Consider the following 13,111-nt stretch of genomic DNA (forward strand, 5'->3'; position numbering starts at 1 on the left):
ATGCCTTGAGTTGGATCAAACAGGTTCTATCTGATGATTGTCCAAGTGCTTATCGGGTACGAAATTGAGGCACAGGTCTGGTTGTTGACCCACATCCATGGCCCAATGAGGCTTTCGGGGTGTGACTCTCTATGACGGCTGCGCCGAATTGGTCGCAATGATGCGCAAGGGCAAGCATCCCGTAGTCGAAATAAATGCCCAGTTGTCCATCTGTCGTGTCAAAGCTCTTACGAGTCACGCTTCCAACGTGCAGATAAAACCAACACTGCGTCAGCGTTGCTGGCTGTCTTTCCTACTTCGGCAACATGAAGAACTCTTCAAGTACAATTTTTCCATCTGCTACCGAATAGACTGCGATCTCGCTCAAGGTCATGTGTTGCCCTGTAGCCTTCTGCGTTACGTTAACCTTATATCTTACACCGAAGCGGTTTGGGGGATGAACATAGGGGCCATCCACGTCGAATTCGACGATTTCATGAGCTGCCAGCCAGTCCTCTCTTTTTCCCTTGATAGCATCCCGGCCCTTGGTGATGCGAAACTGTCGAACCGGAGGCACAACCGCCTCAATAGATTGAGCGTTTTCGGCATACATTTCACCAACGTTTGCAAGACCTCTGCGATCACGCATTGCCTGAACGAATGTTCGTCCAATCTCGACTAATTTTTCCATTATAGCCCCCCAATTTCAGCCTCAACTTTATCACATCATACCTTTGCCAATCTTGACAGGGATCAATAAAGTTAGAGGTTCGCGAAGGATTCAGATCGGGATCGAGAGGACGACTTGCACAGTGGAAATGAGCGGCCCAATTCCCGGCGCCGTCTTCAGCCAGTGCGCTATTAGACAACGCTTTCAGAACCAACTGTTTCCGATCATTTCTCTCGGGCGGGTGCTGAAATCGAAGAAGCGGATCTTACCGTTTGGATCCGCCAAGATAAGCAAACCAATAGGCCAAGGCAACTCCTCCCGCCCCGCCGACAATGTTACCCAGAGTGACCCATAGCAGATTGGCCGCCGCTGCGAAAACCGGCACAGTTGCTCCCGCAGCCCAGCCCTGCGGGAAGAAATACATGTTCGCAATCGAATGCTCGAGCCCCAGCAGCACAAATGCAGAGACGGGCCACAAGACCGCTAGAATTTTTCCAGCGACGCTGCGGGCGGCGAAGGACAGCCATACGGCAAGGCAAACCAGCCCGTTGCACAATGCGCCGCGGGCGAAAGCCTCCATCGGTTCCAACCCCGCTTTGGCATCGGCTACCCTTATGGCAGTGCTACTCATCGGCCCATCAAGCAAGCCGGTCAGGGCGAAAGCTAATGCAAGCCCAACGGCACCCACGAAGTTACCAACGTAGACGATGCCCCAGCTTCGGAACAGCAGCCGCAGCGGTATCTTGCGATCGACCGCTGCTATCACCATCAGGACATTGCCGGTGAACAGTTCCGCACCACCTGTGATCACCAGGATAAGGCCCAGGGAAAACACTGCTCCTCCCAGAACGCGGATCGGCCCCGAAGCGCTGTCTGCCCCCGTGACCGCCATCGTATAGGCCGCTGCACCAAACCCTATGAATGCTCCAGCCAGCATCGCAAGAACGAACATGGGTGCTAGTGGCAGCTTTGCCTTTGCGACCCCGGCAGTCTCAACTAACGTTGCAATTTCAGCGGGTTTATGAGCATCGAACAGGGCCGAGGGGTTCATGTGGCGCTCCAGAGTTGGCACGAGTTTACGTAGCAGGGAGTTTAAGCCTGTCTTCTGACCTTGAACTAACGCGCAAATAAAACCGGAAGCCTACCTGTTCCCTCTGAGTTCGTATAGTTCCACCTAACACAGTTTGGCGCGTGGTCATGGCCATAGGTACCCATGAGGTCTACTTCAGCTTCCGCTTTCGCGAGATCTCAACGCAGAACTTTTCGATCCTCATCGTTTAGCGCCGATTGGGGCCAAGTTTGAAATTCAGGCAACGGTTAAAACAGCACAAGTGGCATTCCGACTGATGCCTAGAGAGGTGCTCCCTTGAATTAGGCTACCAATGCTTCCCAATCCACGGCGACCCGTCACAATCAGGTCAGCTTTGCATTGCTCGGCACATGCGATGATCTGGTCTACGGGATCACCGCGTTGGGTATACGTTTGCGAAACCGTCTGATTGTACTCTTCGACAATCTCTCTACCAGCGGAAATAATCTTGTTTGCTGCCTGATGCACCTCTTCGTCTGAAGGCATTGTCGTGACGGCGTGATAGCCAGCCAATGCGCCCATTGCGAACGCCACGGTTTGGGGTTGAGGTGTATGAACAAGGTGAATTTGGGAGCCATATTTGCTTGAAATATCACAGGCAACGCGCAGAGCTGCTTCTGACGCCTCAGATCCATCCAAGCCAACTACGATCTTTTTGAACATGTTGCACTCCCTCCTTAGTGAGGGGTTAGTATGGGCGAGCTTGCAGTAGTTAACTTTGACTCAAATCAACACTTTTCACTGCAGGTTCGAGCGTAGTCGTCCGTCTATTTCCAGAAGATACACGGTAACCGAACCAACTTTAAAAAAATGTTAGGAGTTGCAAACGAGTCATCCCAAAGGGGCAACAGCGCATAATTATTGCGAAAAACCTCGCGCAGACGCTGCTTTTTTCAAAGGGTATCAATTTATGCCCAATGATAAAGATCAAGGGTAATGGCGAGAAAAATTGCTATTAGGGACGTGCGTTTCAGTTCGTTTGGCAAGGTTGGCAGATTGCCCACGACATGAGATTCAATCTTATTTCTGAGGAAAACAACGATGCCTTCCTCTCCGCCTTGGGTTCGCCCAGTTACGATAGCCGCAGTACTCTTTGGTCTCCTGACCATTTTCTCAGGAGGAACAGCCCTGTTTGGGGGTGCTGCTGCCAGAGCTGCAGTCGGAGATGCAGTGACATTCGTGCTATGGTTCAATTTTCTGGCTGGATTTATCTATTTGCTAGGCGCTTTCGCGCTCCATAAATCCACAATCTGGGCACAACGAATTGCCTGGTTGCTTGGCTTATCTACACTATTGGTGTTCGTTGTTCTGATACTAGTGGCACTTAGTGGAACGCCGTTTGAATGGCGAACGGTCGGCGCAATGACCATACGCAGTGCATTCTGGTTAACTGTAGCTTTCGCGCTTTCCAAAACCGCATAAGCCAGCCAATGGGTGCCTCACCCGCGCCCAAATAACTTGGCAAGACAGGCACTTTTGATTGGGATCAAGGGCCGAAACGAGCTGTTTCGACATAGTTGGTGCGTTTTTCGAACCGATTTGCAGGAGGATCGGAATGACTGTGCTGATTGCCTACGGTACCCTAGAAGCCCAAACGGCTAAGATTGCGCATTTATCAACGATGTAGCCAGAGAAGTCGGCTACGAAACGAAGCTGATCAACGCCGGCGGTCACCTCCGCTGTCTGTCTCAGCGGCAGCTTGAATAGCACCTTGATCGACAGGCAGAATTGGATCGCCGCATTCGAAAAGACCGGCTGTGACAAGGCCGACCTTCGTGCGCCGCGAGCCAGGTCATGTCCTTGTCCAGCCAGACAAGAAGTGAGCCGCGCTCCTTAAGCGCAGCATTGTAGTCGGACCAATTCGTGACGCGTTACGGGCGGAAGATGGCTTACTCATCCACACCGTTTAACCTTATGGATTCGCGTTGTGAATCCCTCGCTGCGAGAGATATGCAACAACGCCCGTGTTCGTGAGAACATAGCGGTCTAACTATCAGAAGGTAATTTAAGATGAGATTGATACTCGCTATTTTGCTTCCGTTTGTGGTGTTCTTCACGATCCAACGCCCTTTTCAGGCCTTTTTCTGCCTGCTCTGCGTATTCCCAGTGAATTGCCGCGCGAATCCCAATAAAGTTGCCGCCCAATCTTGTTGACAACGTGCATCCAGACCGATGGCCTCCAATCGACGTACCACAGGCTACTTGGCAGGAAGGTCACACGGCAGACCTTCGCCGCGCTTGCATCAACAAGACCTACAAACGGCGGCAATGCACTTGAAGCAGACCCTTAATCCAAGATGCAGTGTTGTGGAGCTTTGGACAGTGGCTATACGGACAAAGCTGCCATCGGGAAATAAAACCAAAATGGCGGCATTTTCTTATATGGCGGTCAATGCCCCCCAGTTTGTCCACTCATACGCAACAACATTAACCGAACGTGAACAATGTATTCTCAGAGTGTTCAACCGTTATCGTTCATACTTCCTTACTCAGGGCCGATCAATGCGTGCCCGGATGCACTGAAGGGGAACAGCATGATCAATACTGCCAATGAGGGTGCGCCTAGCATTCCTACAGCAATGCAATCCTCGCGCACCGTCTCAGGCGGTGAATTGTCAAGCATCACGAATTCGAGCAACGGTCGCTTCCCTCCTATCGAAAATGCACTGTCTGAACTATTCAACAAAGAGCGGCTAAAAGAGGCGAAACGAGGCGTCTGATCTCTCAACAGAACGTCTGCGTATATCCCAAGTCACGTGGTGTTGTCTGGGATGTAGTGAAACCCGCTCCGGATCGGAGCGGGTTTTTTTATTTGTGATGTTGTTATGCCTGCTGGCTCGGGTCTATTTGACCTGGTGATTGATTGGACAATCAGCAATCAGCTATCAAGACCAAGCAGAGTTTTTACGGCAGCTTCGACCTCATCCGTCACAGGCTTGTTGGCGGCAGCCTCCAACGCTTCACGCTCGGTCTGCGGTTGATTTTCTACAGCCTCAGTCAGCGCATCGACTTCTGCCACCGTATCGTTGTAGTCGACCGCAGCCTGCCGTTCGGCGCCTAGGTCTTCGGCCGTATCGAGGGCTCCCTGAAGTTCGTCATTGGCGTCCTTAAGCTCTGCTTCTATATCCGGATCTGTGCCCCCGGCATCGGCAAGAGCGTCCTCAAGCTCGTTCACGCGATCCTGCTTCTCCTGAACATCTGTCAGAGCCGCATCAAGGTCCTCTTCGATCTCAGAGACCGGGCGGTCCGGCGGGGTCATGCCATCCAGCTGTGCCTGTGTTTCCGCAAGCTCCTCGCGCAATTCATCTCCGGCCAGAACTGCGTCACGAAATGCGGCGATGCGGCCCACACGGGAATTAGGAGAGGCGTTCTTGAGAGCATTCTCATTAGCGTTGGCGGCGTTCAGAGCGCCTAGTTCAGATGGGTGCACGCCCAGCAGATCCGCCATCTTGTACCCTTTCGGTTTCGGGGCGGGGCGAATTGCTTTGGTCACCTGATCCACTGGTTGACTTTTGCGTACGGTCTTTACGGCTGCGGTTTTGGCTTTGGTCTTTTTGCCCCCAAACAGGTCTTTCAAGGAAAACTTGTTTTTTCCCGATAACTTTGACTTACCAGCGTTGGAAGATTTCCGGTTAGATTTTCCGGCCGCTTTATCACTATCGCTAATGGACGCACCAGATCCGCCATTACCGTTTCCACCACCATTGCCGTTTCCACCGCCATTGCCATTGCCATTGCCGCCGCCGTTTCCGTTACCGCCGCCGTTGCCTCCTTTGGCATAAGCAGCATCAGGAAACGCGACAGCTCCGACAATCGCGGTCGAGCCCAGCAGGGCGATGGCAATAGCAGAGGCTTTTAGCAGGTTGATCGGCTTGGTGTTCATAATGGTCCTCGTTCATCAGGTGCGATTCTCGTCTGTCACGGTAATCAGCGGCGAGCAGACGCAAAAACTGGGTGCCGAAAACAGAATCCGACACCCCTGATCTAAACCCATCATCGTTGAACCCACGCGTAACTGGCTGTTCACCGTAGGTTCACATAGAAATCGGTAGATTGAGCCGGCGTTTTCGCAGTAATGAGTGACAAGGATGAAAAAGCTTATTGCCATTGCCTGTCTACTTGCCTTTCTCCACCCCGGAGAGGGACAGGCTGCTGCACGTGAGTTGACGCAATCCGAGTTGCGCAAGGCGACAACCTCAGGCAGTGCCATTCGTTTGAAAAAAGTAATCAAAGGCGTTGAAAAGGCTTTTGGTGGAACGCCAGTTGACGCGCGAGCCTTTCAGGCTGACAGGCTATATTACCGTATTCTCGTCAAGAAACCGGATGGTAAAATCGTCAGTGTCATCGTCAACGCTCAGACGGGTGTTGTTGTGTCCAACCGATCCGTTGTTGGCCGCCAGATTTCTGAAGCTGCCCGCGCTGCGCCGGGTAAATCCGGCAAGGGCGCTTCGCAGGGGAAATCTGCAAACAAAGGCAACAGCGGCGGTAACTCCGGTGGCAATGGTGGTGGTAATTCCGGTGGTAACGGTGGCGGTAATTCCGGTGGTAACGGTGGCGGTAATTCCGGTGGCAACGGCGGCGGTAACTCCGGTGGTAATGGCGGAGGTAACGGCGGGGGCAAAAAGTAATGGTTATACTTCCATTTGCTCGCCTATAGTCCTTAAGTATGAGAGTATTGCTGGCAGAAGACGAACCGCACCTCTGCGAACAGATCAAAAAACTCCTGAACGCAGAAGGCCGCGTTGTGGATGTCGCCAATAGTGGGCTCGACGCCCTGCATCTGGGTGCGACCGAACCATATGACATGATCATCCTTGACCTCGGCCTTCCAGAGCGCGACGGCATTTCGATTCTGCGCGAATGGCGCAACGAGGGTGTCAAAACACCGGTGCTGATTCTGACTGCCCGCGATGGCTGGAGCGAAAGGGTCGACGGCCTGGATGCGGGCGCAGATGACTATATGACCAAACCGTTCCACATGCCCGAACTGGCCGCGCGTGTTCGCGCCATCCTGCGACGGCAAAGTGGACAGCTAAATCCCGTGATTGAAATGGGAAACGTCATTCTGGATACCCGTAACGGCCGGGTGACAGCCGATGGCGTGCCGGTTGACCTGACTGCTCAAGAAATCGCGGTGCTGACTTATCTGGCGCATAATTCTGGTCGGATGATTTCACGATCAGAACTTTCAGAGCATATCTATGAATACGATGGAGACCGGGATTCGAACACTATCGCCGTATTTGTTACCCGTCTGCGCAAGAAGCTTGGCACTGACCTGATCACAACGGTTCGGGGTCGTGGATATATGATCGATTCGGCCTGATGTTATCGCTGCGACAACGGGCATTGCTGGGGGGAATTGCATCTGGGGCAGTGTCTGTGGGCGTAGGCACACTGGCGGTTTTCTCATACATTGATGCACGGGTGTCCAACCGGTTCGACTCTGCGCTGCTGGATCGTCACACACAGCTGGTTGTCGGGCTGAATGTCACAACCGAAAACCCGGATGCCCTACGGGATCTGATATTTGACCCGGCTTATGGCACCCCCTATTCCGGACGGTACTGGCAGGTCAGCAGCGCCGACGGTGTGGTCTTCACCTCTCGCTCGCTGTTTGATGAGGTCATCGCGGAACCCCCCGGCATTCCCGATATCCCCACACTCTGGGACACAAGCGGCCCGGAGAATGAAGTGCTGCGCAGCGCTTTTCAGAAGATCACTTATGAAGATGGCACGGTATGGGGCGTCAGCGTCGCCGAAAGTCAGGCTCAACTCGTGGCCGAGCGGCGCGCGGCGCAGAAAAGCCTGCTGCCGGTGTTTGGCCTAGTTGGCCTGATCGGTTTAGCCGGCTCGTTGTTTCTGATTTCAGTTGTTCTGGGACCATTGCGAAAGCTGCGTACGGATGTGGCCCATCGCTGGGATCAAGACGAAGACCTTAGGCCAACAGATTACCCCGAAGAGGTCTCGCCATTGGTCGAGGACCTGAACCAGCTGTTGCGTCGGAACCGCGAGATTGTCTCGGGTTCGCGCCGCCAGGCCGCAGATCTGGCACACGCATTGAAAACTCCTACAGCCATATTGCGCAATGAACTTGTGACATTGTCCAACGCCGGAGCGGTGACAGATACCGCACAAGAGGCGCTGGACAGGATCGATGCTCAACTTGGTCGATCTCTGGCCAGGCTGCGGGCTTTGAACGCTGCTGACCTGACCCATTCGCGGACCGATCTGTCTAACTCCATCAAGCGCCTGGCGCGGCTGTTCTCGGCCATGGCGGACCGCGAAGGTAAATCGCTGCAGATCGATGGCGATCCGGGTCTTTGGGTGCGCATGGATACGCAGGACATAGAAGAGATTTTGGGCAACCTTCTGGACAATGCGGTCAAATGGAGTCGAAGCGCGGTACGGCTGACCGCGAAACGTAAGCAGAAATGTATCGAAATCAGTATCGAGGATGACGGTCCCGGAATTCCAGAAGACGCCCACCGCGAAGCCTTGCGATCCGGCGGACGACTGGACACCTCGGTCGTTGGTAGCGGGCTTGGGCTGGCGATCGCGGTCGACTTACTGAAAGCCTACGATTCCAGACTAGATCTGGACCGCTCTGAATCGCTGGGTGGGTTGTTGTGTCGGATTGTGATCCCGACCTGAAGTCGCCCGGAATCTGATCTGCAAAGTGTCGTTTGAACAATTCGCAACTTTAACTACCAATGGGCCCGAACCTGTCGTCTGACGATCTCAGTAGGTCATCGGGTTGGTTCAGACCGCACAAAGTCGGCCTAATGGACGAAGCAGGCGTTCGACTGGGTTCACATTTTCAGAAAAATGAAGGCACTTTTTTTCTGCGCATTGGATAGGGCGATCAAAAGTTACAGCCAAAATACTTCTGTGAAGGTAAACCGATAGGAAGAACTGCCGAAGACAATGTATTCAGTCAAAAAGCCAAATTGCTTAAGTGAGGGACTCTGTGACTTCTGAGAACGCCTTAATTTATCTGTCTGACGACGACCTCGGGGGTTTAGGCATCCAACCTTCGGAAGTTGCCGATGCCATCGAGGCTGCTTTAATAGCCAAGGCAGACGGAAAGCTTCACACTTCTCCCAAGACAGTCATTTTGCCCGGCGATGGGCGCTACGCAATGTCTACATTGGCAATGGGAGATGATGGATTCATCGTGACCAAGCAGGTTACAGTGTGTCCGGAAAATCCGGCGAGGGGTCTTCCCGCGATAAACGGTGCCATCATGGTTATGGATGCGCAAACCGGACTGCTTCGCGCGGTCTTGGGAGCGAATTGGATTACGGCAAACAGAACTGCGGCTCTGTCAGTGGTGGCAGCGCGTCGGCTTGCTGACCCTCATGCCGAGACAGTGGCTTTTGTGGGCGCGGGCGTGCAGGCTCACTCCCATCTAGCTGCGTTTTCAGAACTGTTTCCCTTGAAACGAATCCGCGTGTTCGGGCGAGGTAAAGAGAATGCCGACAAGCTTTGTCGTTATGCTAGGGGCATGGGTCTCGAAGCTGAAACATGCGCCGATGCCAAGGACGCCTTGAGTGATGCCGATCTGATAGTGACATCGATAACGTTGGACTACTCCATTGAACCCTTCTTGGATGCCCGATGGCTGAAGCCGACTGCCTTCGCCACCATAACTGATGCGTGCATCCCGTGGGTGCCGGCGCACATGATTGGTTTCAAAACGGTAATTGTCGACGACCGTTTGCAGGAGCTGGAAAGCGACAAGCCGATGTTGCCATACGAGCAAATTGCTGGCGACTTGACGGAATTGGTCGCTGGCAAAGTCGACGTCCGAGCACGCAATAAACCGGCGGCTTTTGCTTTCAGAGGGATTTCATTGGGGGATTATGCTGCTTCGGTCCTCGCAGTTCGCCGGTTCACCGAAAAACCCGTGAAGTGAGCCCAAAGACATGAACACCCACTTTGTAATTAGATACCGGAATGGTCGCTTTGGGCGCAGATACGCCATTCTCTGCGATCAGTTCAATTAGTTGGTCGCAGCCCAAAGCGGGCATTTGCCACTGAGCTTTGCAAATTCAACTGCGCGGGACGGGAGTTACTATTGGTGCTGAAGGTTTGAGCGCACGCTCCGAGCGCTTCGCCACGGCAAGAATGTAAGAAAGAAATTGACCGTGAAAAGCAAGGCGGCTGAAACAGCACTCTTTAAGGAAGCAGGCGCCACCGCACACTTTCGGGCAAAACAGGTTTAACCCAAGGTGTTGCCGGTGATGAAGGTGTACGAACTTTCGACCAGATCGATGACGACTTCCAACTCTTCTGGTGTGGTTGGAGTATAGATCATGACAAAGCCGCTCCATCCGGGGCGTTGATCAGCCCAAGGGTGAGCTACGGCCCAGCCAGCCTCAATTGCTTTTCGCGCCAATGCTGGGTCGAGCGAAGCGTGCAAACTGCCGTCAGGATGCAAATGCGCAAACTCAAACCCACCGACGATAGAGCTCGGTCGAGACAACAACATGTCGGGATCAAGCTGAAAGCCAATCGCGCCAGGTAGTGATATGCGTGTGGGGCCAAGTGTGACCCCTGGGAATTGCGCAACTCGCTCCTGCAATAGCTGGGCCAAATCGGCATCAATTTCGACACCAATCTGAGTATGCGGTACGCCGCTTGTTGTTTCCGGACGGGGCGAGGTGCGCTCCGGGAACGCGTACTCTTGCGCATATGCCAAAGGGCTCGTGACTGCCGCTACTGCGACAACAGCAAATATTTTCGGGAAAATATCCATATTGTTGGCAACCCCGTCAAAAGTTAAGAAAGAGCACTCCGAGCAGTTTCAGCGCACTTGCACACATCATTCAGCCTTTAACGCTTCGATATTGATCAAGAGCTCTATTTCGTCGCTCACCGCAGGTGCAAACGCCCCAAGTCCGAATTCAGACCGCACGATAGTCGCCGTGGCTGCCAGCCCCAAGGTTGGCGTGCCCTCTTTTGGGCCAAACGGGTATGGCGCTGACTTGTTAAGCGTTGTTTCCAGAACAACAGGTTTGGTGACGCCATTCATGGTCAGGTCGCCAGAAATATTCGCGGAATTGTCCCCGGTCACTTCAATGCTGGTTGAGGCGAATGTGACCACGTCACCGTCACTCGCGCTAAAAAAGTCATCGGACATGAAGTGTTGCAAACGGGCATCCCAGCCCGTGATCATGGATTTTACAGGCATAGACACTGTGACAGATGAGGCAGACGGATCATCTTCGTCGAACTCAATCTCACCGCTAAAACCTGAGAACATTCCATATGTTTCTGAGAACCCGATGTGGTTGTAGCTGAACAATACCTGGCTGTGTCCAGGATCCAGCTCGTAAGTGCCACTCTCGGACAATGCGGTTGTCGCGCCCATCGATAAGATTACCGCCAGCGGGGTTGCTGCCACTTTGAACATTGATACGCTCCCATTTTGACAAGACGTGTTTGCGAAATTGAATTTTGGGATTTAGTTTTAGCTTGCCATACTTTTAGGACAAAATGTTCTACTATGCAACAAAATGTTCTATAGGAGGGGTGATTGAAAGAAGATCCTAGGCTGATCGCCACACGACAGACCGCGCTTGATGCTGCGCAAAAGATACTAATGGATGAGGGCGTGCTGCACGTAACTCATGGCTCAGTATCGAAGGCAACGGGCATTTCGCGCAGCACACTTTACAGACACTGGCCAGATGCGCGCAGTCTGCGTGATGCAGCGTTCAGGCGCATCGCAACACCGCCGAACATACCGCCCAAAACCGATGGCCCGCTACGATCTGACCTGCGCTGGCTACTCGGTGTACTGATGGGAGCCTTGAATGACACACCATGGGGCCAAATCGCGCCTCAGGTGGTCGCTGCTGCGTCCAACGATGCAGAAGCGAGGTTGGTGATCACTGAATTTATGAAAGACAGGTTCGCAAGTGTTGAAGCAGTATTTGCAGCCGCAATAGGCCGCGGTGAGCTCACCGCTGACGTCCCGGTTGACCAACTCATAGAACTAGCAGTCGCTGCACCTTATTTCCGCAAACTCATACGTCACGAGGCACTGGACGAAGATTGGTTGGATCAACATGTTGATCTGCTTTGCAATATAGCGAAAACCAAATCGGGACATTGAACATCGCCTGAATTTGCAGACAAAGCGACCAAGAAGCCTAACGATCTCCAAGATCGCGGTGAGGCTATGTTCGCTGCGTGACATCAGCACGTCGCATGGTCAAAACGAACCGCTACTCACAACGTTGATGTCTGTACCCTGATTTGTCGCTGCCGCTCATTCCTATTGCAACATGAACACCTTGGGCTCAGTGTTGCCATTCTCCGCAGCAAGCATGATAGGCCGCTAGCAGCCCAAAGCGGACCTTCAAGACAGGAATTTGCAGTTTCGTTGATGCGAGCCTACCCGCCGTTCGCTACTCTCGCATAAAATGCATTCACAGTCTCGGTTAGCGGCCATTCAACAACGCTTGCCATGAATTGACTTTTGGTGCGAAGGAAGCTTTCGCTTGGATCTATGTTAGGCTCAGGATGCATTGATTTTCGCTGCGCTGCGTGATTCACGGCTCCAAAAACGGAGCGATGACATGAACGACCTCTATTGGCTGACAGACGAGCATATGGCCATGCTTTCCCCTTTCTTCCTGAAGTCGCACGGTAGGCCACGGGTCGATGATAGAAGGGTGCTAAGCGGGATTATCTTCATCAATTGCAATGGGTTGCGTTGGCGAGATGTGCCCTGGGAATCCGGACCTAAAAAGACGCTCTACAGCCGGTGGAAGCGTTGGAGCGAGAAAGGCATCTTCGCACGGATGATGGCTGGTCTGGCTGCCGAGCATGGTGAAAAGAAGATGTTCATGATCGACGCCACATATCTAAAAGCCCATCGCACGGCGTCCAGCTTGGGCATCAAAAAGGGGGGCATGGCCGCCTGATTGGCAGAACCAAGGCGGCATGAATACCAAGCTGCATGCTATTTGTGATAGCTAAGGTCGCCCGCTCAACCTGTTTGTTGCTGCCGGGCAAGTCAGCGATTACATCGATGCTCGGGCTCTGCTCAGCAGCATATTAAACGTGGATTGGCTGCTCGGGGATCGCGGCTATGACGCCGACTGGTTCCGTGAAGCGCTAAAAGACAAAAGGGTACGCGCCTGCATCCCAGGCCGTATGCAACGCAAGACACCGGTCAAATACGATAAGCGAAAGTACAACGTCGCAACCGGATCGAGATCATGTTCGGCAGGCTCAAGGATTGGAGGCGCGTGGCGACACGCTATGACCGTAGTCCCAAGGTCTTCCTCTCAGCCTTCGCACTCGAGGCAACCGTTATGTACTGGTTATGAATCCTGACCCTAAGTAGAATTGGTCAA

The 13,111-nt window shown here is 53.1% G+C and carries 12 protein-coding genes and 2 pseudogenes; 6 read left to right on the top strand and 8 right to left on the bottom strand.

Annotated features, from left to right (window positions below):
- Positions 1-292: 292 nt before the first annotated feature.
- The 6 genes and pseudogenes from AC2FHX_RS09595 to AC2FHX_RS09620 all read right to left on the bottom strand — a co-directional run bounded on the left by AC2FHX_RS09595 (position 293) and on the right by AC2FHX_RS09620 (position 5,622).
- Positions 293-670, bottom strand: a complete 378-nt coding sequence (locus AC2FHX_RS09595) for a SnoaL-like domain-containing protein (RefSeq protein WP_496701419.1) — start codon at positions 668-670, stop codon at positions 293-295.
- Between the two features lie 244 nt (positions 671-914).
- Entirely contained in the window at positions 915-1,700 is a 786-nt protein-coding gene (locus tag AC2FHX_RS09600) for a formate/nitrite transporter family protein (protein ID WP_496701421.1), read from the bottom strand.
- A gap of 255 nt (positions 1,701-1,955) precedes the next feature.
- Positions 1,956-2,402 (bottom strand): universal stress protein, encoded by a 447-nt coding sequence (locus tag AC2FHX_RS09605; RefSeq protein ID WP_496701423.1) that lies wholly within the window; start codon positions 2,400-2,402, stop codon positions 1,956-1,958.
- A gap of 996 nt (positions 2,403-3,398) precedes the next feature.
- A pseudogene (locus tag AC2FHX_RS09610) lies at positions 3,399-3,636 on the bottom strand (transposase); the annotation flags it as partial.
- 588 nt (positions 3,637-4,224) lie between these two features.
- Positions 4,225-4,362, bottom strand: coding sequence for a hypothetical protein (locus AC2FHX_RS09615; protein WP_496691982.1), 138 nt, complete (start codon positions 4,360-4,362; stop codon positions 4,225-4,227).
- A 255-nt stretch (positions 4,363-4,617) separates the two neighbouring features.
- A complete protein-coding gene (locus tag AC2FHX_RS09620) occupies positions 4,618-5,622 on the bottom strand; it encodes a hypothetical protein (protein WP_496701425.1) in 1,005 nt (334 codons plus the stop codon).
- A 205-nt stretch (positions 5,623-5,827) separates the two neighbouring features.
- On the opposite strand from AC2FHX_RS09620, the gene AC2FHX_RS09625 reads away from it, so the two are divergent.
- The 4 genes from AC2FHX_RS09625 (at position 5,828) to AC2FHX_RS09640 (ending at position 9,657) form a co-directional block, all read left to right on the top strand.
- The gene (locus AC2FHX_RS09625; protein WP_496693701.1) at positions 5,828-6,367 is read left to right on the top strand and encodes a PepSY domain-containing protein; all 540 of its coding nucleotides are present in this window, start codon (positions 5,828-5,830) and stop codon (positions 6,365-6,367) included.
- A gap of 38 nt (positions 6,368-6,405) precedes the next feature.
- Positions 6,406-7,065, top strand: coding sequence for a response regulator transcription factor (locus AC2FHX_RS09630; RefSeq protein WP_142636050.1), 660 nt, complete (start codon positions 6,406-6,408; stop codon positions 7,063-7,065).
- 56 nt (positions 7,066-7,121) lie between these two features.
- The gene (locus tag AC2FHX_RS09635; RefSeq protein ID WP_496730673.1) at positions 7,122-8,393 is read left to right on the top strand and encodes a sensor histidine kinase; all 1,272 of its coding nucleotides are present in this window, start codon (positions 7,122-7,124) and stop codon (positions 8,391-8,393) included.
- 316 nt (positions 8,394-8,709) lie between these two features.
- Positions 8,710-9,657 (top strand): ornithine cyclodeaminase family protein, encoded by a 948-nt coding sequence (locus tag AC2FHX_RS09640; protein ID WP_271952525.1) that lies wholly within the window; start codon positions 8,710-8,712, stop codon positions 9,655-9,657.
- 306 nt (positions 9,658-9,963) lie between these two features.
- On the opposite strand, the gene AC2FHX_RS09645 is transcribed toward AC2FHX_RS09640, so the two are convergent.
- Positions 9,964-10,500, bottom strand: coding sequence for a luciferase domain-containing protein (locus AC2FHX_RS09645; RefSeq protein WP_496701430.1), 537 nt, complete (start codon positions 10,498-10,500; stop codon positions 9,964-9,966).
- 66 nt (positions 10,501-10,566) lie between these two features.
- Positions 10,567-11,157, bottom strand: coding sequence for a YceI family protein (locus AC2FHX_RS09650; RefSeq protein ID WP_496701432.1), 591 nt, complete (start codon positions 11,155-11,157; stop codon positions 10,567-10,569).
- Positions 11,158-11,280: 123 nt separating this feature from the next.
- On the opposite strand from AC2FHX_RS09650, the gene AC2FHX_RS09655 reads away from it, so the two are divergent.
- Together AC2FHX_RS09655 and AC2FHX_RS09660 are read left to right on the top strand one after the other, a co-directional pair.
- Positions 11,281-11,862: a TetR-like C-terminal domain-containing protein gene (locus AC2FHX_RS09655; RefSeq protein ID WP_496701434.1), complete on the top strand. Its 582-nt coding sequence runs from the start codon at positions 11,281-11,283 to the stop codon at positions 11,860-11,862.
- Positions 11,863-12,328: 466 nt separating this feature from the next.
- Positions 12,329-13,084 (top strand): annotated as a pseudogene (locus AC2FHX_RS09660) (IS5 family transposase).
- The last annotated feature ends 27 nt before the right edge of the window (positions 13,085-13,111 follow it).

The organism is Ruegeria sp. CDSC042, assembly GCF_059610745.1.